This window comes from Enterobacter asburiae (assembly GCF_001521715.1).
GTDB lineage: Bacteria > Pseudomonadota > Gammaproteobacteria > Enterobacterales > Enterobacteriaceae > Enterobacter > Enterobacter asburiae.
Window position 1 is genome coordinate 1,804,693 of the sequence record NZ_CP011863.1, and the last position, 20,053, is coordinate 1,824,745.

The 20,053-nt window shown below is 56.7% G+C and carries 19 protein-coding genes and 2 pseudogenes; 11 read left to right on the top strand and 10 right to left on the bottom strand.

Translation table 11 applies throughout. The annotated features are described in order from the left end of the window. Positions 1-12 precede the first annotated feature (12 nt). Together ACJ69_RS08815 and ACJ69_RS08820 are read right to left on the bottom strand one after the other, a co-directional pair. A complete protein-coding gene (locus ACJ69_RS08815) occupies positions 13-672 on the bottom strand; it encodes a fumarylacetoacetate hydrolase family protein (RefSeq protein WP_029742142.1) in 660 nt (219 codons plus the stop codon). Between the two features lie 47 nt (positions 673-719). After that, positions 720-995, bottom strand: coding sequence for a YcgL domain-containing protein (locus ACJ69_RS08820; RefSeq protein ID WP_029742143.1), 276 nt, complete (start codon positions 993-995; stop codon positions 720-722). Between the two features lie 123 nt (positions 996-1,118). Between ACJ69_RS08820 and minC the strand changes: the two genes are divergently transcribed. From minC to minE, 3 genes are read left to right on the top strand one after another with little or no spacing between them, the layout of a single operon-like run. Next, positions 1,119-1,826, top strand: a complete 708-nt coding sequence (gene minC, locus ACJ69_RS08825) for a septum site-determining protein MinC (RefSeq protein WP_059346912.1) — start codon at positions 1,119-1,121, stop codon at positions 1,824-1,826. Between the two features lie 23 nt (positions 1,827-1,849). Then, positions 1,850-2,662 (top strand): septum site-determining protein MinD, encoded by an 813-nt coding sequence (minD, locus tag ACJ69_RS08830; RefSeq protein WP_029742160.1) that lies wholly within the window; start codon positions 1,850-1,852, stop codon positions 2,660-2,662. A gap of 3 nt (positions 2,663-2,665) precedes the next feature. Next, complete coding sequence (gene minE / locus ACJ69_RS08835; protein ID WP_008500504.1) at positions 2,666-2,935, top strand: cell division topological specificity factor MinE; 270 nt, start codon at positions 2,666-2,668, stop codon at positions 2,933-2,935. A gap of 75 nt (positions 2,936-3,010) precedes the next feature. Here minE and rnd read toward each other — a convergent pair whose 3' ends face one another. The 5 genes from rnd to ACJ69_RS08860 form a co-directional block, all read right to left on the bottom strand. Continuing rightward, a complete protein-coding gene (gene rnd / locus ACJ69_RS08840; protein WP_153251260.1) occupies positions 3,011-4,138 on the bottom strand; it encodes a ribonuclease D in 1,128 nt (375 codons plus the stop codon). Positions 4,139-4,209: 71 nt separating this feature from the next. Continuing rightward, entirely contained in the window at positions 4,210-5,895 is a 1,686-nt protein-coding gene (gene fadD / locus ACJ69_RS08845) for a long-chain-fatty-acid--CoA ligase FadD (protein ID WP_133549346.1), read from the bottom strand. A gap of 203 nt (positions 5,896-6,098) precedes the next feature. Next, positions 6,099-6,680: a Slp family lipoprotein gene (locus ACJ69_RS08850; RefSeq protein ID WP_032658483.1), complete on the bottom strand. Its 582-nt coding sequence runs from the start codon at positions 6,678-6,680 to the stop codon at positions 6,099-6,101. A gap of 37 nt (positions 6,681-6,717) precedes the next feature. Next, positions 6,718-7,413, bottom strand: coding sequence for a tRNA (adenosine(37)-N6)-threonylcarbamoyltransferase complex dimerization subunit type 1 TsaB (tsaB, locus tag ACJ69_RS08855; protein ID WP_054829572.1), 696 nt, complete (start codon positions 7,411-7,413; stop codon positions 6,718-6,720). Between the two features lie 66 nt (positions 7,414-7,479). Then, a complete protein-coding gene (locus ACJ69_RS08860) occupies positions 7,480-9,390 on the bottom strand; it encodes an ATP-dependent DNA helicase (protein ID WP_059346914.1) in 1,911 nt (636 codons plus the stop codon). 133 nt (positions 9,391-9,523) lie between these two features. Between ACJ69_RS08860 and ACJ69_RS08865 the strand changes: the two genes are divergently transcribed. After that, on the top strand, positions 9,524-9,868 hold the full coding sequence (locus ACJ69_RS08865; protein ID WP_029742004.1) for a RidA family protein: 345 nt from the start codon (positions 9,524-9,526) through the stop codon (positions 9,866-9,868). A gap of 6 nt (positions 9,869-9,874) precedes the next feature. Here ACJ69_RS08865 and ACJ69_RS08870 read toward each other — a convergent pair whose 3' ends face one another. Then, a complete protein-coding gene (locus tag ACJ69_RS08870) occupies positions 9,875-10,066 on the bottom strand; it encodes a YoaH family protein (RefSeq protein WP_023336068.1) in 192 nt (63 codons plus the stop codon). 61 nt (positions 10,067-10,127) lie between these two features. Between ACJ69_RS08870 and pabB the strand changes: the two are divergent. From pabB to ACJ69_RS08890, 4 genes and pseudogenes are all read left to right on the top strand, one after another. Beyond that, positions 10,128-11,452, top strand: a pseudogene (pabB, locus tag ACJ69_RS08875) (aminodeoxychorismate synthase component 1). Between the two features lie 6 nt (positions 11,453-11,458). Continuing rightward, positions 11,459-12,037 (top strand): CoA pyrophosphatase, encoded by a 579-nt coding sequence (locus ACJ69_RS08880; protein ID WP_023312196.1) that lies wholly within the window; start codon positions 11,459-11,461, stop codon positions 12,035-12,037. 184 nt (positions 12,038-12,221) lie between these two features. After that, complete coding sequence (gene sdaA / locus ACJ69_RS08885; RefSeq protein WP_059346915.1) at positions 12,222-13,586, top strand: L-serine ammonia-lyase; 1,365 nt, start codon at positions 12,222-12,224, stop codon at positions 13,584-13,586. Between the two features lie 130 nt (positions 13,587-13,716). Then, complete coding sequence (locus tag ACJ69_RS08890) at positions 13,717-15,315, top strand: EAL domain-containing protein (protein WP_059346916.1); 1,599 nt, start codon at positions 13,717-13,719, stop codon at positions 15,313-15,315. A gap of 6 nt (positions 15,316-15,321) precedes the next feature. On the opposite strand, the pseudogene yoaE reads toward ACJ69_RS08890, so the two are convergent. Together yoaE and ACJ69_RS25970 are read right to left on the bottom strand one after the other, a co-directional pair. Further along, positions 15,322-16,879: pseudogene (gene yoaE, locus ACJ69_RS08895) on the bottom strand (CNNM family cation transport protein YoaE). After that, positions 16,867-17,076 carry a protein YoaL gene (locus ACJ69_RS25970; protein ID WP_071886553.1) on the bottom strand — a complete coding sequence of 70 codons (210 nt, stop codon included), beginning with the start codon at positions 17,074-17,076 and terminating at the stop codon, positions 16,867-16,869. Before ACJ69_RS25970 ends, yoaE begins: the two are co-directional and overlap by 13 nt. Positions 17,077-17,342: 266 nt before the next feature. On the opposite strand from ACJ69_RS25970, the gene manX reads away from it, so the two are divergent. From manX to ACJ69_RS08910, 3 genes are read left to right on the top strand one after another with little or no spacing between them, the layout of a single operon-like run. After that, positions 17,343-18,308, top strand: coding sequence for a PTS mannose transporter subunit IIAB (gene manX / locus ACJ69_RS08900; RefSeq protein ID WP_059346917.1), 966 nt, complete (start codon positions 17,343-17,345; stop codon positions 18,306-18,308). Between the two features lie 46 nt (positions 18,309-18,354). Beyond that, on the top strand, positions 18,355-19,155 hold the full coding sequence (gene manY / locus ACJ69_RS08905; RefSeq protein WP_008500490.1) for a PTS mannose transporter subunit IIC: 801 nt from the start codon (positions 18,355-18,357) through the stop codon (positions 19,153-19,155). Between the two features lie 12 nt (positions 19,156-19,167). Continuing rightward, a complete protein-coding gene (locus ACJ69_RS08910; RefSeq protein WP_006810994.1) occupies positions 19,168-20,019 on the top strand; it encodes a PTS mannose transporter subunit IID in 852 nt (283 codons plus the stop codon). The last annotated feature ends 34 nt before the right edge of the window (positions 20,020-20,053 follow it).

The following is a 20,053-nucleotide window of genomic DNA, read 5'->3' on the forward strand; positions in this document are numbered from 1 at the left end:
GGCAAGATGGGGTTACAGCACGCGGGTTTTCAGCGACAGGCCGTTAAAACCGACCTCTAGCTCGTCACCGCTGAGTAGCGGACCAACGCCTTCTGGGGTCCCGGTCAGGATCACATCGCCTGGTTTAAGGGTAAAGAAGCGGCTCATGTAGGCGATCAGCGGCACAATCTTATGGATCATGTCTGCCGTGGTGCCCTGCTGGCGGATCTCGCCGTTGACCTTCAGGCTGAGCGGCGTGTCCTGCGGATCGCCGGTAAATTCGCTCACCGGCACAAACGCCGAAATCGGGCAGGAATTATCAAACCCTTTGGCTTTTTCCCACGGCTGCCCTGCTTTCTTCATTTTGCCCTGCACGTCACGCAGGGTGAGGTCCAGCGCCACGCCGTATCCGGCAATCGCTTTTTTAACATGTTCTTCTGAGGCCTGGCGCAGCGTCGCGCCGATCAGCACCGCAAGTTCAACTTCGTGATGCACCGAGCCCAGCCCCTGCGGCAGCGCCAGCGGCTGGCGAATATCGCAAAGCGCCGTTTCAGGCTTAATAAACAGGACCGGCTCTTCTGGCGTCGCGCTGCCCATCTCCTGAATATGTTTTGCGTAGTTGCTGCCCACGCAAACCACTTTGCTGACGGGATAATCCAGTAATGCACCTTGCCAGTTATGATGTTGATACATGGTCGACCCCTAAACGGTTGATGTGTTGTGCCCAAAAACAGTTGAGACTATTTTTTACCGTTCGCCTCAAGATGCTGTTTTAATAAATTCTCGGGTGGCGGTGGAAGCTGTAAATAATAGCCTTGCTCGGCTAAGGCCGTTTTCACTTTATCCAGATCGGCATTAATCAGTTTCTTACGACCATCAAGCGGCAGCAGCATCGCCAGCTGTGGTCGGCCAAAGTTCTTCATTAATTCTTCAGGCACGCGTGAAAAATCGTCTTTCTTTTCGACATAAAGATAGGTCTGGTCACGGCTTGTACTTCTGTAGATCACACAAAACATGTTTTTACTCTGAATTAATGGGTGGTTGCTTGCCTCAATATACTCCTGACTATAACATGCCTGATACTCTTCGGAATATCGCAGCGAGTGGTTGCGGTTAATAGCAAATTGAGTAAGGCCAGGATGTCAAACACGCCCATCGAGCTTAAAGGCAGTAGCTTCACCTTATCAGTGGTACATTTGCATGATGCAAAACCCGAGGTTATTCGTCAGGCGTTAGAAGACAAAATCGCCCAGGCTCCCGCCTTTCTGAAGCACGCCCCTGTTGTTATCAACGTCAGCGGTCTTGAGGCTCCGGTTAACTGGAAACTTCTCCAGCAGGCCGTCTCCTCGACCGGACTGCGAATCGTGGGCATCAGCGGCTGCAAAGATGCTGAGCTGAAAGCGGAAATTGAGCGTGCGGGGCTGCCCCTTCTGAATGAGGGCAAAGAAAAAGCCTCGCGTGCGGCACCCGCTGCCGTGCAAACGCCCCCTCCTGCGGTGCAAAACGTTACTACCGTCACAAAAACGCGAATGATTGATGTGCCGGTTCGTTCCGGTCAGCGCATTTATGCACCAAACTGTGATCTGATTGTTACAAGCCACGTCAGTGCTGGCGCTGAGCTGATTGCAGATGGCAATATTCACGTATACGGTATGATGCGTGGACGTGCGCTCGCAGGTGCAAGTGGCGATCGAGATGCGCAAATATTTTGTACTCACCTGACGGCGGAACTGGTGTCCATCGCAGGTGAATATTGGCTGAGCGACAAGATCCCAGCCGAATTTTATGGCAAAGCGGCTCGCCTGCTTCTGGCAGACGACGCGTTGACCGTTCAACCGTTGAATTGATCCCTTTTTAACAAGGAATTTCTATGGCACGCATTATTGTTGTTACTTCGGGTAAAGGAGGCGTTGGCAAGACCACCTCCAGCGCGGCCATCGCTACTGGTTTGGCCCAGAAGGGAAAGAAAACCATCGTTATCGACTTCGATATCGGTCTGCGTAACCTCGACCTCATCATGGGATGCGAGCGTCGCGTCGTGTATGACTTTGTAAACGTCATTCAGGGCGATGCCACGCTTAACCAGGCGATGATCAAAGACAAGCGCACCGAGAACCTCTACATTCTCCCGGCTTCTCAGACGCGTGACAAAGACGCACTGACCCGTGAAGGCGTGGAAAAGGTGCTCGACGATCTGAAAAAAATGGATTTCGACTTCATTGTCTGCGACTCCCCTGCGGGCATCGAAACCGGTGCCCTGATGGCGCTCTACTTCGCTGATGAAGCGATCATCACCACCAACCCTGAAGTTTCATCCGTGCGTGACTCAGACCGCATTCTGGGCATCCTCGCCTCTAAATCCCGTCGTGCGGAAAATGGCGAAGACCCGATTAAAGAACACCTGCTGCTCACCCGCTACAATCCGGGCCGCGTGAACAAAGGTGACATGCTGAGCATGGAAGACGTGCTGGAGATCCTGCGCATTAAGCTGGTAGGCGTTATCCCGGAAGATCAGTCCGTGTTACGCGCGTCTAACCAGGGCGAGCCAGTGATCCTTGATACATTGGCAGATGCAGGTAAAGCTTACGCCGATACCGTTGACCGTCTGCTGGGAGAAGAACGTCCTTTCCGCTTCATTGAAGAAGAGAAGAAAGGTTTCCTCAAACGCCTGTTCGGAGGATAAGTTATGGCATTACTGGACTTTTTTCTCTCGCGGAAAAAGAACACCGCCAACATCGCAAAAGAACGTCTGCAAATTATCGTTGCGGAGCGTCGTCGTAGCGACGCCGAGCCTCACTACCTGCCGCAGCTGCGCAAGGACATCCTGGAAGTGATCTGTAAGTATGTGCAGATTGACCCGGAGATGGTCACGGTGCAGCTGGAACAAAAAGACGGGGATATTTCGATTCTGGAGCTGAACGTTACGCTCCCGGAAGCGGAAGAGTCACGTCCGTAGGTTTGTGTTTTCGTCGCCCCGGTAAGCGCAGCGCCACCGGGGAAATATGCCGGGTATATCGCCCGGCATATTTTTTTATCGCGGATAACCGTCCAGCAGCGTATTCAGGCGATCGGCCATCAATTCCCCGCGCCAGCCCGCCATCATCTCCGGCACGCCATTCTGCGGCTTCAGCTTCCAGTGCCAGTTCAGCAGCTGGTTAATCTGACGACGTGAGGCGAGCAGTTCCGCGCTCAGCTTGCTTTCCGTTGCAACTGCCTGCACCAGCGCTTTGATATCCTTAAACGCTTTGCGATAGCCCGGCATGTCCATCAGGTTCAGCAGCGGTTCCGGCAGCGCATCTTCCGGCAGCTCCTGCGCTTTGGCGACCAGCGCCAACAGGGTTTTACCGTGGAAGCGGATCTCGCTGCCCGAAAGGCCAATGCTGTCCAGCTCGCCCAGGCTGCCAGGCATATAGCGCGCGACAGCCCAGAGATGCTCTTCGCGAACCACGAAGTTAACGGCCAGATCGCGCTCGCGCGCTTTACGCAAGCGCCAGTCTGCCAGCAGCTGCAGGCATGCCAGCTGACGCGTACGCAGCTGCCAGGCGTTGCTGATATCGCGCCAGGCCTCTTTCGGGTCAACCACTTCCTGACGACGCTGCTGGGTCATACGGCACTCGTCCAGCGCAGCAGACAGCCAGCCGGAGGCTTCCGCCTCTTTCATCAGCTGTCCGGCAATCGGCAGCAGGTAAAACACGTCTGCCGCCGCATACTCCAGCTGACGCTCGGTAAGCGGGCGCGCCAGCCAGTCGGTACGGGATTCGCTTTTATCCAGCGTCAGGCCCGTATACTCCTCCACCATGGCAGCAAAGCCCCATGAGAGCGGACGATTGCTGAATGCCGCGAGGATCTGCGTGTCAATCAGCGGCTGGGGCATGATGCCAAAAGTGTTCAGAAAGACTTCCAGATCTTCACTGCCTGCGTGCAGGTATTTCGTCACGGCGGTATCGAGCAGCAGGTCACGCATCGGCGTCCAGTCGGTAATGCCGAGAGGGTCAATCAGCGACACGTGTTTACCGTCGTACATCTGAATCAAACCCAGCTGCGGATAATAGGTCCGGGTACGGACAAACTCGGTATCCAGGGCAATGGCAGGAAAGTCGCGCGTCACTTCGCACAGCGAAGCCAGCTCGTCGTTGGTCGTGATCATCTGGTAATTCAAAACGGGTTCTCTTTTGTTTGCGCCCATAAAAAACGCCGGCTTAACCGGCGTCTGGGCGATTAGCGTGAAGCTCAGGCCTTATTGTCTACTTTGCCACGGGCTTCGTCACGTAATTCTCGTCGTAATATCTTTCCGACGTTGGATTTAGGCAGCTCATCGCGGAACTCAACCAGCTTCGGCACCTTGTAGCCCGTCAGCTGACGACGGCAGAACGTTACCAGCGCCTCCTCCGTCAGGGAAGGATCTTTCTTGACCACAAATATTTTAACCGCTTCACCGCTGCTGCCGGAAGGGACGCCGACAGCCGCCACTTCGAGTACGCCGCTGTGCTGCATAACCACGTCTTCGATCTCATTCGGATAGACGTTGAAGCCGGAGACCAGGATCATGTCTTTCTTGCGATCGACGATGCGCAGGAAGCCCTCGTCATCCATTACCGCAATATCACCGGTGTGCAGCCAGCCGTCTTTGATGATTTCGTCGGTCGCATCGGGACGCTGCCAGTAGCCCAGCATCACCTGCGGACCTTTGACGCAAAGCTCACCCGGCTCGCCCGGCGCGACTTCGTTATCGTTATCATCGACCAGTTTGGCCTCGGTGGAAGGAACCGGCAGACCAATGCTTCCACTGTGATAATCGATATCGTGTGGGTTCACGCTGACCAGCGGAGCACATTCCGTCAGCCCATAGCCTTCCAGCAAATACTGGCCGGTGAGCTTCACCCAGCGCTCGGCGACCGCCTGCTGAACCGGCATGCCGCCGCCCGCAGAGAGATGCAGCGTGGAGAAATCCAGTTGCTGGAACTCTTTGTTATTAAGCAGCGCGTTAAACAGGGTGTTCACCCCCGTCATGGCGGTGAACGGATATTTCGCCAGCTCTTTCACCAGGCCCGGGATATCGCGCGGGTTGGTGATGAGGATGTTCTGACCACCCAGTTCAATAAACAGCAGGCAGTTCATGGTCAGCGCAAAGATGTGATACAGCGGAAGCGCGGTGATCACCACCTCTTTGCCCGGATGCAGCAGCGGCCCGTAGGTGGCGTTCACCTGTTCAAGGTTTGCCAGCATATTGCGGTGGGTGAGCATGGCCCCTTTGGCGACGCCGGTGGTCCCGCCCGTATATTGCAGAAACGCAAGATCTTCCGCGACCACTTCGGGTTTCACATACTGCATACGGTAGCCCGCATGCAGCGCGCGGCGGAAGGAGATGGCGTCCGGCAGGTGGTATTTTGGCACCAGACGTTTGACGTATTTGACGACAAAGTTAACCAGCGTGCCTTTGGCGGTTGAGAGCTGATCCCCCATGCGCGTCAGGATGACGTGTTTAACCTGAGTTTTGTCGACCACTTTTTCCAGGGTATGGGCGAAGTTGGACACAATGACAATCGCGGCCGCGCCGCTGTCGTTCAGCTGATGCTCCAGCTCGCGCGGGGTATACAGCGGGTTAACGTTGACGACAATCATCCCGGCTCGCAGGATACCGAACAACGCCACCGGGTATTGCAGCAGGTTTGGCATCATCAGCGCGACGCGGTCCCCTTTTTGCAGCCCCAGCCCTTCCTGAAGATACGCCGCAAAGGCGCGGCTACGCTCCTCAAGCTTACGGAACGTCATGACCTCGCCCATATTCACGAATGCGGGCTGGTCCGCGTAGCGCCTTACCGAGTGCTCAAATAATTCCACCAGGGATTGATAACGGTCAGGATTGATCTCAGCAGGAACATCTGCGGGATAACGGTTAAGCCAAACCTTCTTCAATGCATCACCTCTGAAATGAGTGTTCGTCGTCATCACAACCCCGATAATAAACAGTTTGTTAACATTATATTAACTCAGCGTACCAGTTTATTAATTGTTCACATTTAAGGTTGCGAAGCGCGTCACTCTTTTTTTTCGTTTTATCCGTAAAAAAACAGAGACAGCGGCTGAGCCGCTGTCTCTTTTCTAACAATAACAGTAAGTTACTCAGTAACGATCGTCTGAACCTGTGCAGGACCCGGGTTATACCAGCCCCAGCCCGGGTAGCCGTAACGATAAGGATGTGGACCCCACATCCACGGATCCATCGGCTGAGGCGGCATGATCACCTGCTGTGCCAGCCGCCAGCGTTTATACCCGTTGACCTGCATGGTCATAAATTTATACGGCGTGCTGCCGATTTTACCCTGCACGGCGCCGGTAATCGGCCCGACGACGGTCACCAGCTGTCCGCGAAAATCGACCGGATCGAGGAAACCACTGACGTCCGCATAGATACGCCCGCGAGAGGCCTCACCCAGTACCGGCCGCGCGCCGCTGTCCAGCGGAACGGTCGCGATCTCCAGACGGGTTTTCCCCTGCTGGTTTTGTACGTCGATGACCTTACCGCCAAAGCGCGCTTCCTGGCCGACGTAAAGCTCAGGCGCATTCATCACTCGCACCAGATCCTGCTGTGGCGTCGGGCTGCTGCCCTTAATCGCATCAGGAACGGAAACGCATCCGCTCAGTGCTATGGCAACCGCGCCTGCCATAATAAGGCGTACTACTTTAGTCTGAACCGCCATGATGCGACTCCTTTTTCTCAGTTCCTGTTACTGAGATTCACTCGCGGCCCGGAAGTTTCTTCCACGCAACGGTGTTTCGCAAATAAACCGGCTCCGCGTGTTCAACGGCAACGGTTTTTCCTGCCGCGAGCAGCTGGCAGGCAATCGGAAGCATGTCTTCCGCAGCCGGCAGCAGCATGTTGCCGTCCACCAGCATCACCCCGGTGTCGTTTGCCATGTCAGGCCACGCCGGCCAGCCGGTACCGACGGTCGCCCACTCACCGGAGAGCTGCTGCAGCCGCTCAGTGACCGCTTCCGGCTTGAGCACGGCTTCCGTCTCTTCACCGTGCCACACGCCCTGCTCGTCGCGGGTGTATTCGGCCCAGTAAACTTCGCCCATGCGGGCATCAATCGCGGCCAGCACGCGCGTTGCCCCGGTCATGCGCCATGCGCCCTGCGCCATGGTGGCGAGGGTAGAGACGCCGATCATCGGCAGTTCGGCGCCCAGCGCCAGCCCCTGCGCAATGCCGATCCCGATACGTACGCCCGTAAAGCTGCCGGGGCCACGGCCAAAGGCCAGCGCGTCGAGGTCGGTTAAGGAGGTGTTGCCCTGAGTTAAAATGGCTTTTACTAGGGGCAGAATGCGTTGGGTGTGTTCCCGTGGGCACTCTTCGAAATGAGCAGAAACAGCACCGTCGTTCAACAGAGCGACAGAGCAAGCCTCTGTCGCGGTATCAATAGCCAGAATTCGCATCAGTCGTCGCGCTCTCGCAAGGGTCAGTCACAAAATGGCGCGCATCTTAGCACACTCCGGGGTAAATTACTCCGCCGTTGGGTTTGCCAGGAAACGCACCGCGCGTTTTATGTCCCGCGTCCGCGGCGCGGGCGGCAGGCTGGCGAGGAAGGTTGCCCCGTAAGGACGCATCACCAGCCGGTTATCGCAAATGACCAGCACCCCGCGATCGGTGACGTCGCGGATCAATCGCCCTACCCCCTGCTTGAGGGTAATCACCGCATCCGGCAGCTGTACCTCTTCAAACGGATCGCCCCCGCGCAGACGGCAGTCTTCCATCCGCGCCTTCAGCAGCGGGTCGTCCGGAGAGGTAAATGGCAGCTTATCAATGATCACCAGCGAGAGCGTATCGCCGCGCACGTCCACCCCTTCCCAGAAGCTGCTGGTTGCCACCAGCAGGGCATTTCCGGCGCTGACAAACTGCTGTAACAGCTGGCCTTTGCTGGTTTCTCCCTGCAGCAGCACCGGTAAGGTCATGGTGGCGCGGAACTGCTCGGCGAGGTCACGCATCATGGCGTGAGAGGTGCAGAGCATAAAACAGCGGCCGTTGTTGGCCTCGATCATCGGTTTCAACATCGCGGCCAGATGGCGCGCAGCGCCCGGCTGGTTCGGCAGCGGCAGATTACGGGGAACGCAGAGCAGCGCCTGTTTTCCGTAATCGAACGGGCTGGGCAGGAGCAGGGATTCCGCCTCCTCAATGCCAAGACGTTCCGTGAAGTGATGTAGATCGTCGTTCACCGACAGAGTTGCCGAAGTGAAGATCCAGCTTCCCGGCTTTTGCGCCATCACCTCTTTAAATTTATCGGCCACCGTCAGCGGCGTGAGCGCCAGCGTGAAGTGCCGCGAGGTGCACTCATACCAGTAGCTGAACCCCGGCTGGTTAATCTCTTTCAGCCGCTTGAGCCGCCCGCGATAGAGCGTGGCGCGTTCGAAGGCCGCGTCCAGCAGCGCGGAGCGGCCGAGGGACAGTTTTGCCACGTCGTAGCAGAGTTCCAGGGCATCATCGAGCAGCAGCAGCGCGCGCTGGATGTTTTTGTCCGCCAGCAGCTCGCGCAGGTTGCCGCGATAACCCGGATCGCCGAGCTGTAAGCGGAAATCCTGCGCGCTTTGGGCCAGACGGTCGGCGCACTTCTGCAGCTGCTGGGTATCTTTGAGTTCGGTCCGGTAAGCGATGGTGAAATCTTTCGCCAGATCCTGCAGCTGGCGGCTGGAAAGCGACTGGCCGAAGTACTGGCTGGCGATGTCCGGAAGCTGGTGGGCTTCGTCGAAGATCATCACGTCAGCCTCCGGGATCAGCTCGCCGAAGCCGCTGTCCTTGACGACCATATCCGCGAGGAACAGATGGTGGTTCACCACCACCACATCCGCATCCATCGCCGTTTTGCGCGCCTTCACCACAAAGCAGTCTTTATACAGCGGACAGTCGCTGCCGAGGCAGTTGTCGTTGGTGCTGGTCACCAGCGGCCAGGCAGGCGAGTCTTCCGGCACGCTCGCGCAGGTGCTGATATCACCCTCTTCGGTCTGGTTCGCCCAGGCGCGAAGGATAATAACGTCGCTGAGGGTTTGTACCGGCAGGTCACCGCCCGCCAGCGCCTGCTGCTCAAGACGTTCCAGGCAGAGATAGTTTGAGCGCCCCTTCAGCAGGGCCAGACGTCCCTTGTATTTCAGCGCTTTCGCCACCGTGGGCAAATCGCGGCTGTAGAGCTGATCCTGCAGCGCCTTCGAACCGGTGGAAATAATCACCTTCTTCTTCGCGCGCAGCGCCGGAGCAAGGTAAGCATACGTTTTACCCGTGCCGGTTCCGGCTTCGACCACCAGCGGCTGAGCCTTATCGATGGCGCGTGCAACGGCGTGCGCCATCTGGCGCTGAGGCTCACGGGGCTTAAAGCCGGGAATAGCCTGCGCTAATTGACCTTCAGGGGAAAAATCGTCTGCCACGGTGCTCTCTCACTGTATTTTTGCACAGGGATTATGTCAGCCCATCCTCTCCTGTGCCACCCCAAATAGTGACGACAGGAGAACAATATGGCAGTCTTGCCGCCTGACGACGAAAAATAACGAGGAAACGTTTATGACAATTGTGCGCATTGATGCTGAAGCCCGCTGGTCTGATGTGGTGATCCATAACCAGACGCTTTACTACACCGGCGTACCGGCTAACCTGGACGCGGATGCGTTCGAGCAGACGGCTAACACCCTGGCGCAGATTGATGCGGTGCTGGAAAAACAGGGCAGCGACAAATCCCGCATTCTGGATGCGACGATTTTCCTGGCAAACAAAGATGATTTCGCGGCGATGAACAGAGCCTGGGATGCATGGGTAGTGGCGGGTCACGCGCCTGTACGCTGCACCGTACAGGCCACGCTGATGAAACCGGAGTATAAGGTTGAGATCAAGATTATCGCGGCGGTGTAAGCCCGATTACTCTTCTGGATCTTCATCTTCATCTTCGAATCGCGCCACGATCCGCTCGCCGGAATGACTGGCGCGAATCTCCTGAGCGACAACGGTAATCGCCTGTCCGCTGCTCATCCCCTGGGACATCAGTTCCTGAATTCGCTCAACCGCTTTCTGCTGCTGTTCATGGCTCAGAGAAGGTAAACCTGCAAACATCGTCAACTCCTGCTAAATTATTCGCGCTAATTATTTCACGCTGCCCGGTAGTATGCCACACATGAACATGCGCTTCCCCACTGTTATTACCTTGCCCTGGCGTGCAGACGCCGCTGAATTCTGGTTTGCCCGCCTGAGCCATCTTCCGTATGCGATGCTGCTGCATTCCGGCCATGCGGACCATCCCTATAGCCGCTTCGATATTCTGGTGGCCGATCCGCTAAAGACGCTGACAACCGATGACCTGTCGTTAACGGACGATCCCCTGAAGCAGCTGCAGCAAGCCATTAACGCGCTGGGCTTATCTGCCGCGCCGAACCCGGACTTCCCTTTTCAGGGGGCGCGCTGGGCCTGTTTGGCTACGATCTGGGTCGCCGTTTCGAAACGCTGCCGGAGCATGCGCAGGCAGATATTTCCCTGCCAGACATGGCCGTGGGGCTGTATGACTGGGCGTTAATTGTCGATCACCTGAAAAAAAAGGTTTCCCTGCTGAGCCATCATGACGTGCAGGCGCGTCTGGCGTGGCTGGAGGCGCAACAGCCTGCACCGGCACAGACGTTCACGCTCACCTCAGGCTGGCGTTCAAATATGAGCGCAGCGGAGTATGCCGAAAAATTCGCGCGCGTTCAGGCGTATCTGCAAAGCGGTGACTGCTATCAGGTTAACCTCGCCCAGCGCTTCCAGGCGACATACCGGGGAGATGAGTGGCAGGCATTTACCCGTCTTAATGCCAGCAATAAGGCGCCGTTCAGCGCGTTTGTCCGTCTGGAACGGGGGGCCATACTCAGCCTGTCTCCGGAGCGCTTTATTCATCTGGCCGAGGGCACGATCCAAACCCGTCCGATTAAAGGCACTCTGCCGCGTCTTGCCGATCCCGACGCCGATCGCCAGCAGGCGGAAAAGCTGGCCGCCTCGCCGAAAGACCGCGCCGAGAACCTGATGATTGTCGACCTAATGCGTAACGATATTGGCCGCGTCGCCGAACCGGGCAGCGTGCGCGTGCCGGAACTGTTTGTCGTCGAGCCTTTCCCGGCGGTGCATCATCTGGTCAGTACCATTACCGCGCGTCTCCCTGCCTCTCGCACCGCCAGCGATCTGCTCCGCGCCGCGTTCCCGGGCGGCTCCATCACCGGCGCGCCAAAGGTGCGGGCGATGGAGATCATTGATGAGCTGGAGCCGCACCGCCGCAACGCCTGGTGCGGCAGCATCGGCTATATCAGCCTGTGCGGCACCATGGATACCAGCATTACCATTCGCACGCTGACGGCCTGCGACGGAAACCTTTACTGCTCGGCCGGGGGCGGCATTGTTGCCGATAGCCAGGTCGATGCGGAATATCAGGAAACCTTTGATAAAGTTAACCGTATCCTGAAACAACTGGAGTAATCACGGGTGGAAAAAGAGAACCTGACGCTTGACGATTTTTTATCTCGCTTTCAGCTATTACGACCGCAGGTCAACCGCGAGGCGCTGAACCAGCGTCAGGCGGCCGTACTGATCCCGGTCGTGCGTCGCGCGCAGCCGGGCCTGCTGCTCACCCAGCGTTCTCCCCATTTACGTAAGCACGCGGGTCAGGTCGCCTTTCCGGGTGGCGCAGTAGACAGCTCCGACGCCTCGCTGATTGCCGCCGCGCTGCGGGAAGCGCAGGAAGAGGTTGCCATTCCGCCGGAGGCCGTGGAGGTCATCGGCGTGCTGCCGCCCGTCGACAGCGTTACCGGTTTTCAGGTCACGCCGGTGGTGGGCATTATCCCGCCCGGCCTGCAGTATCATGCCAGCGTCGATGAGGTGTCTGCGGTGTTTGAAATGCCGCTTGAAGAGGCGCTCCGGCTAAGCCGTTATCATCCGCTGGATATCCATCGTCGCGGGCATGACCATCGGGTCTGGTTGTCCTGGTATCAGCATTATTTTGTCTGGGGCATGACGGCGGGCATCATTCGCGAACTGGCGCTGCAAATCGGCCTGAAACCTTGACTATACTTTACATTCCATCCTTTTTTGCAGGTTTGCGATCCGCGTCGCGCTATTAGCAAAACCCATCGTTAACCATTAGTTTAATTCATGTGAATAGTTAAGCCGAGGTCGGTGTTCCCTCTTACACTATGCGCAGTTATAACATCGTTACTGGAACCCCGGTAACCCTGTCAGGAGTGTGAAAGTGATTAGTATATTCGACATGTTCAAAGTGGGAATTGGCCCTTCGTCTTCCCATACTGTTGGCCCGATGAAGGCCGGTAAACAGTTCGTCGATGATCTGGTCGAAAAAGGATTACTGGAAAGCGTTACCCGTGTCGCCGTGGATGTTTACGGCTCGCTGTCATTAACGGGTAAAGGCCACCACACCGATATCGCCATTATTATGGGTCTGGCAGGCAATATGCCGGATACCGTAGATATTGATGCCATCCCGGCATTCATCCGCGACGTGGAAACACGCGGCCGCCTGCTGCTGGCAAACGGCCAGCAGGAAGTCGATTTCCCGCAGGATGACGGCATGCGTTTTCGCAGCGACAACCTGCCGCTGCATGAAAACGGCATGACCATTCACGCTTACAGCGGTGAAAAAGAGATTTACAGCAAAACGTACTACTCCATCGGCGGTGGCTTCATCGTGGATGAAGAGCATTTTGGCAAAGACAGCGTCGGCGACGTCAGCGTACCGTACCCGTTCAAATCGGCTACTGAAATGCTGGGCTACTGCAAAGAGACCGGTCTTTCACTGTCCGGCATGGTGATGCAGAACGAACTGGCCCTGCACAGCAAAAAAGATATTGAAGACTATTTTGCGAACGTCTGGCAAACCATGCGCGCCTGTATCGACCGCGGGATGAACACCGAAGGCGTTCTGCCGGGTCCACTGCGCGTACCGCGTCGTGCCTCTGCCCTGCGCCGTATGCTGGTGACCACGGACAAGTTCTCCAATGACCCGATGAACGTGGTCGACTGGGTAAACATGTTTGCCCTGGCGGTTAACGAAGAGAACGCCGCCGGTGGCCGCGTCGTGACGGCGCCAACCAACGGTGCGTGCGGTATCGTTCCGGCAGTGCTGGCCTATTACGATCACTTTATTGAGCCCGTGACGCCGGACATCTATATCCGCTATTTCCTGGCGGCAGGTGCCATCGGTGCGCTGTACAAAATGAACGCCTCCATCTCCGGCGCGGAAGTGGGATGTCAGGGTGAAGTCGGCGTTGCCTGCTCCATGGCGGCGGCGGGTCTGGCAGAGCTGCTGGGCGCAAGCCCTGAGCAGGTCTGCGTAGCGGCGGAAATCGGTATGGAACATAACCTCGGCCTGACCTGTGACCCGGTCGCGGGCCAGGTGCAGGTGCCGTGCATCGAGCGTAACGCGATTGCCTCGGTGAAAGCCATCAACGCCTCACGTATGGCGATGCGCCGTACCAGCGAACCTCGCGTATCGCTGGATAAGGTGATTGAAACTATGTACGAAACCGGCAAGGACATGAACGCGAAATACCGCGAGACGTCCCGCGGTGGCCTGGCCATTAAGGTGCAGTGCGACTAATACTGCCTTTCGCCCATCTGCAACGGATGGGCGAATTTCCCTCTTCTTTCTCGTCTCCTTCAGCTTTCCCCACTACACTTTTACTGTTGCGTCCGGCTTTTGTGGCTGGTGGCTTATCAGGCGACCGTTCATGCAAACTGCACAAACGATCATTAAAAACTATCGCCGAAAACGCGTTATCGTCTGTGTCACGGTTGCGCTCCTCACGCTCATCCTGACGTTAGGCATTCGCTTTATTTCACAGCGCAATGTTAACCAACAGCGGATCCTCGATTTTACCAGCCACACCGTTCGCGCCCTTGATAACGTCCTGCTTTCTTTAGAGAACCGCCGCAGCGTGCTGCAGCCCCTGGTGGGGCAGCCCTGCCCGCAGGCGCACCTGGCGCTGCGAAAGCAGGCCGCCATTTTGCAGACGGTACGCTCCATCGCCCTGATTAACGAGGGTATCCTGTATTGCTCAAGTATTTTCGGGAGCCGCAACGTGCCCGTTCGCGACTTCCTGAAAGAACTCCCCGCCAGCACGGCAAAGCTGATTTTATCGACCGACCAGTGGCTGCTTAAAGATAGCCCGATATTGGTCCAGTGGTATCCCGTCTCACAGGACGGTGAAGCTGGCGTTATCGAAATCATCAATATCGATCTGATCGCCAAAATGATCCTCGAGCCCCAGCGCCCGCTCATCAATGACGTGGCGCTGACCGTAGGCGATCGCTTTCTGCGCTATGGACAACGCGTCAGCGACAGCCTGACCTTTGATGAGGAAGGTTCTCTTTTCCAGCAATCGTCAACCCGAAACCCTTTCACCATTACGGTCAGCGGGCCAGGCTCTGGAGAGTTAGCCTTAAAAAGCCTGCCAGCCCAGCTGCCGCTTGGACTCATGCTCAGCCTGCTGCTGGGCTATCTCGCCTGGCTGGCAACGGCAAACCGGATGAGCTTTACGTGGGAGATCGATATGGGCATTGCGGCGCGGGAATTTGAGCTTTTCTGCCAGCCGCTGGTGAATGCCCGCACCCAGGCGTGCACCGGCGTGGAAATCCTGCTGCGCTGGAATAACCCCCGTCAGGGTTGGATCACCCCGGAGGTATTTATCCCTCTGGCAGAAGAACATAACCAGATTGTCCCTCTGACCCGCTACGTCATCGCCGAAACGGTGCGCCAGATAGGCTACTTTCCTTCCAGCGCCGGTTTTCACATCGGTATTAACGTCGCCGCCAGCCATTTCCGTCACGCGGTGTTGATACAGGACCTTAATCGCCTCTGGTTCAGCGCCAGTCCGCGCCAGCAGCTGGTGATTGAACTCACGGAACGGGATGCGCTGCTGGATGCGGATTATCGCATCGTGCGCGAGCTGCATCGCAAAGGGGTGAAGCTAGCCATCGACGATTTTGGTACCGGGAACAGCTCCCTCTCCTGGCTCGAAAAGCTGCACCCGGACGTGCTGAAAATTGACCAGTCGTTTACCACCGCCATCGGCACCGACGCCGTGAACTCGACGGTAACGGATATGATTATTGCGCTGGGACAGCGGCTGAATATCGAACTGGTTGCTGAAGGGGTCGAGACGGAGGAGCAGGCGCGCTACTTGCGCCGCCATGGCGTACCTGTCCTGCAGGGGTTTTTCTATGCGCGGCCCATGCCGCTACGGGATTTTCCGAAGTGGCTGGCGGGGAGCGCGTCCCCGCCAGCGCATCATAACGGGCACATCGTGCCCTTAATGCCGCTGCGCTAAGCCGGCTTACTCATCTTCGTCGTGGGCTGATTGTTCTTTAACAATACGAACCATATCAACGCGATAGTCGTTGGCTTCAACGATCGTAATGTGCAGCGGCCCCAGCTCGATCACATCTCCGACGCGCGGGATTTGCCCGTTAACGGCGATAACCAGACCGGCAACGGTCGCGATGTCTTCTTCATCGTTGATCACGTTTTCCAGCCCCAGCGTGTGCGAGAGCGCGTGCAGGTCGGTGGTACCTTTAACCAGCCAGCCTTCACCGTCGGCAACGATCTCAGGCGTTTCGTCGGCATCCGGGAATTCACCGGCAATCGCTTCCAGCACGTCCAGCGGCGTAACCAGCCCCTGCACCACGCCAAACTCGTTGGTGACGATAACAAAGCTACCGCGAGCGCGGCGCAGCACCCGAGCAGGTTTATAGGATCCAGCGTTTCCGGCACGACAATCGCAGGTGACGCGGCGGCAACGGCTTCCACGTTGACGCCCTCTTCCAGGGCCACCAGCATCTCTTTTGCCCGCACCACGCCGATGATCTCATCCAGCTCTCCGCGACACACCGGGAACAGGCTGTGCGGAGAAGAGAGCAGCTGCTGGCGAATTTCATCCACGCTCAGGTTTGCATCGACCCAGCTGATCTCCCCACGCGGCGTCATGATGCCGCGCAGCGAACGGGAGGCCAGGGAGAGCACGCCGTTGATCATATAGCGTTCTTGCTCCACAAACGCCCCTTCCGGGACCGGAACCGGGTTATGGTTTTCGGAATCAGACTGGACGTTCACCTGACGACGACCGCCCATCAGGCGCAGAATCGCATCTGCGGTACGGGCGCGCAGCGGCTGATTCGACTGCTGCTTAATAAAGTTACGGCGCGCAATCTGGTTGAACAGCTCGATCAGGATCGAGAAGCCAATCGCGGCGTACAGGTAGCCTTTCGGAATATGGAAGCCAAAACCTTCCGCCACCAGGCTCAGACCAATCATCAGCAGGAAGCTAAGACACAGCACGACCACCGTTGGATGCTGGTTAACGAAGCGCGTCAGCGGCTTCGAGGCCAGCAGCATTACCGCCATCGCAATGACGACAGCCGCCATCATTACCGGCAGATGATTCACCATGCCGACCGCCGTGATCACCGCATCCAGCGAGAAGACCGCATCAAGCACCACGATCTGCATCACTACAACCCAGAAGCTGGCATAACCCTTACCGTGCCCATCATCGTGCTGACGGTTTTCCAGCCGCTCGTGTAGCTCCGTCGTCGCTTTGAAAAGCAGGAATATCCCCCGATCAGCATGATTAAATCACGCCCGGAGAAGGTGTAGTCCATGACGGAGAACAGCGGTTTGGTCAGCGTGACCATCCAGGAGATGACGGAGAGCAGCCCCAGTCGCATAACCAGCGCCAGCGAGAGACCAATCAGTCGCGCTTTATCACGCTGTTTTGGCGGCAGTTTGTCCGCGAGGATGGCGATAAACACCAGGTTATCAATGCCGAGAACAATCTCGAGCACCACCAGCGTGAGCAATCCCACCCAGATTGACGGGTCCATTAAGAATTCCATGACAAGCTCCTGCTAAAGGAATGACGAAACGGTGCCCCACTCAACGCGGGCAAAACAGAGGTAAACAGAGTCGATACGTGGCGAGGATCGCCGGTGAATAAGGCGCGAAATGGCCTGGCAGATGACTGACGTCGGTGACGGTCCATATAGTGGGCTGTAGCCCTATACTCCTGAACTATTAAACGGAGGCTAAACATATCAGAGACACTGTGTTTTTAGCAAAGATTTACGTTCCTTTGCAAAGTTCTGTAACACAGCGGCTTTACGCTACAGATAAATCTGTAACGCGTGGCTAAATTACGGATCTTCATCACATAAATTATTTTTTCACTATCTAAAATAATTCGCGGAAGTCTTAGTTTTTTTGAACTCTAACCCTTATCTGAATCGATTCGGTTCGCCAATACGATTCTCAGTACGGCTGCCTGGCAGGCGTATTAATGATAATAAAAGGAGGTAGCAAGTGACCATTGCTATTGTCATAGGCACACATGGTTGGGCTGCTGAGCAGCTACTCAAAACGGCAGAGATGCTGTTGGGCGAGCAGGAAAACGTCGGCTGGATCGATTTCGTTCCCGGTGAAAACGCCGAGACGCTGATAGAGAAGTACAACGCTCAACTCGCGAAGCTGGATACCAGCAAAGGCGTGCTGTTTCTCGTTGATACATGGGGCGGCAGCCCGTTCAATGCCGCCAGCCGCATTGTCGTCGATAAAGAGCACTATGAAGTTGTCGCCGGGGTTAATATTCCCATGCTGGTGGAAACCTTCATGGCTCGCGACGACAATCCGGCGTTCGATGAGCTGGTGGCGCTGGCCGTTGAAACCGGTCGCGAAGGGGTAAAAGCCCTGAAGGCGCAGCCAGTTGAAAAACCCGCCCCTGCGCCTGCAGCGTCACCAAAAGCGGCAGCACCGGCAAAACCGATGGGCCCGAACGATTACATGGTCATCGGCCTGGCGCGTATTGATGACCGCTTAATCCACGGCCAGGTCGCCACGCGCTGGACCAAAGAGACCAACGTTCGACGCATTATCGTGGTCAGCGACGAAGTGGCCGCCGATACCGTTCGTAAAACCCTTCTGACTCAGGTTGCTCCTCCTGGCGTTACCGCGCACGTCGTGGATGTCGCCAAGATGATCCGCGTGTACAACAACCCGAAATACGCGGGTGAACGCGTGATGCTCCTGTTCACTAACCCGACAGACGTTGAGCGCATTGTTGAAGGCGGCGTGAAAATCACCTCTGTGAACATTGGTGGTATGGCATTCCGTCAGGGCAAAACGCAGGTCAACAACGCCATTTCAGTCGATGCGAAAGATATCGAGGCATTCAACAAGCTGAATGCGCGCGGTATTGAACTGGAAGCCCGTAAGGTTTCCACGGATCAAAAACTGAAAATGATGGATTTGATCGGCAAAGTTGGGAAATAAGCCCGCGCCGGTTCTCATATAAAGTTTATGTAATAGGAGAAGTGCAATGGAGATTACCACTCTTCAGATTGTGCTGGTGTTCGTCGTCGCATGTATTGCGGGTATGGAATCCGTACTTGATGAATTTCAGTTCCACCGCCCTCTGGTGGCCTGTACGCTGATTGGGGCCGTTCTGGGTGACATGAAAACCGGTATCATCATCGGTGGTACCCTGGAAATGATAGCCCTGGGCTGGATGAACATCGGCGCAGCGGTTGCGCCCGATGCCGCTCTGGCCTCTATCATTTCGACCGTTCTGGTTATTGCCGGTCACCAGAGTATTGGTGCCGGTATCGCGCTGGCGATCCCGCTGGCAGCAGCTGGCCAGGTTCTGACCATCATCGTTCGTACTATTACCGTAGCCTTCCAGCACGCAGCGGATAAGGCGGCCGAAAACGGCAACCTCACGGCACTGTCGTGGATCCACGTATCATCCCTGTTCCTGCAGGCGATGCGTATCGCGATCCCGGCGGTTATCGTGGCGATCTCTGTTGGTACCAGTGAAGTGCAGAGCATGCTGAACGCCATTCCAGAAGTGGTCACCGGCGGTCTGAACATCGCGGGCGGTATGATCGTAGTTGTCGGTTATGCGATGGTCATCAACATGATGCGCGCAGGCTACCTGATGCCGTTCTTCTACCTCGGCTTCGTGACCGCTGCCTTCACCAACTTCAACCTGGTTGCACTGGGTGTGATTGGCGCGGTGATGGCGATTCTCTACATCCAGCTCAGCCCGAAATATAACCGCGTCGCGGGTGCCCCAGCGCAGGCTGCTGGTAACAACGATCTCGATAACGAACTGGACTAACAGGTGAGCGAAATGGTTGATATGACAAAAACTACCACTGAGAAAAAACTCACTCCGGGTGATATTCGTGGCGTGTTCATCCGTTCTAACCTGTTTCAGGGTTCATGGAACTTCGAACGTATGCAGGCGCTGGGTTTCTGCTTCTCCATGGTGCCAGCGATCAAGCGCCTGTACCCGGAAAACAACGAAGCGCGCCGTCAGGCGATCAAGCGTCACCTGGAATTCTTTAACACCCATCCTTACGTAGCGGCTCCGGTTCTGGGCGTAACGCTGGCGATGGAAGAACAGCGTGCGAACGGCGCAGAGATTGACGATGGTGCCATCAACGGTATCAAAGTCGGCCTGATGGGGCCGCTGGCCGGTGTCGGTGACCCTATCTTCTGGGGTACCGTGCGTCCGGTCTTCGCGGCGCTGGGTGCCGGTATCGCGATGAGCGGCAGCCTGCTTGGCCCGCTGCTGTTCTTCATCCTGTTCAACGCCGTGCGCCTGCTGACCCGTTACTACGGTGTGGCCTACGGTTACCGTAAAGGGGTGGACATCGTTAAGGACATGGGCGGCGGCTTCCTGCAGAAACTGACTGAGGGGGCGTCAATCCTCGGCCTGTTTGTCATGGGGGCGCTGGTTAACAAGTGGACGCACGTGAACATCCCGCTGGTGGTATCGACCATCACCGGTCAGGATGGTCAGACGCGCGTCACCACCGTGCAGACGATTCTGGACCAGCTGATGCCTGGCCTGGTACCGCTGCTGTTAACCTTCGCCTGCATGTGGCTGCTGCGTAAGAAAGTGAACCCGCTGTGGATTATCGTTGGCTTCTTCGTCATCGGTATCGCGGGCTACGCTGTCGGCCTGCTGGGTCTGTAAGTTTCAATGCTATAGGCCGGGGGCTTGCCCCCGG

Excerpts from the sequence above, each read along its gene's own strand:
- ACJ69_RS08910 (WP_006810994.1), top strand. The coding sequence starts at position 19,168 with ATGGTTGATATGACAAAAACTACCACTGAGAAAAAACTCACTCCGGGT.
- minE (WP_008500504.1), top strand. The coding sequence starts at position 2,666 with ATGGCATTACTGGACTTTTTTCTCTCGCGGAAAAAGAACACCGCCAAC.
- ACJ69_RS08815 (WP_029742142.1), bottom strand. The coding sequence starts at position 672 with ATGTATCAACATCATAACTGGCAAGGTGCATTACTGGATTATCCCGTC.
- ACJ69_RS08820 (WP_029742143.1), bottom strand. The coding sequence starts at position 995 with ATGTTTTGTGTGATCTACAGAAGTACAAGCCGTGACCAGACCTATCTT.
- tsaB (WP_054829572.1), bottom strand. The coding sequence starts at position 7,413 with ATGCGAATTCTGGCTATTGATACCGCGACAGAGGCTTGCTCTGTCGCT.
- ACJ69_RS08870 (WP_023336068.1), bottom strand. The coding sequence starts at position 10,066 with ATGTTTGCAGGTTTACCTTCTCTGAGCCATGAACAGCAGCAGAAAGCG.
- minC (WP_059346912.1), top strand. The coding sequence starts at position 1,119 with ATGTCAAACACGCCCATCGAGCTTAAAGGCAGTAGCTTCACCTTATCA.
- minD (WP_029742160.1), top strand. The coding sequence starts at position 1,850 with ATGGCACGCATTATTGTTGTTACTTCGGGTAAAGGAGGCGTTGGCAAG.
- ACJ69_RS25970 (WP_071886553.1), bottom strand. The coding sequence starts at position 17,076 with ATGTTTAGCCTCCGTTTAATAGTTCAGGAGTATAGGGCTACAGCCCAC.
- manY (WP_008500490.1), top strand. The coding sequence starts at position 18,355 with ATGGAGATTACCACTCTTCAGATTGTGCTGGTGTTCGTCGTCGCATGT.
- ACJ69_RS08850 (WP_032658483.1), bottom strand. The coding sequence starts at position 6,680 with ATGGCGGTTCAGACTAAAGTAGTACGCCTTATTATGGCAGGCGCGGTT.
- ACJ69_RS08890 (WP_059346916.1), top strand. The coding sequence starts at position 13,717 with ATGCAAACTGCACAAACGATCATTAAAAACTATCGCCGAAAACGCGTT.
- ACJ69_RS08865 (WP_029742004.1), top strand. The coding sequence starts at position 9,524 with ATGACAATTGTGCGCATTGATGCTGAAGCCCGCTGGTCTGATGTGGTG.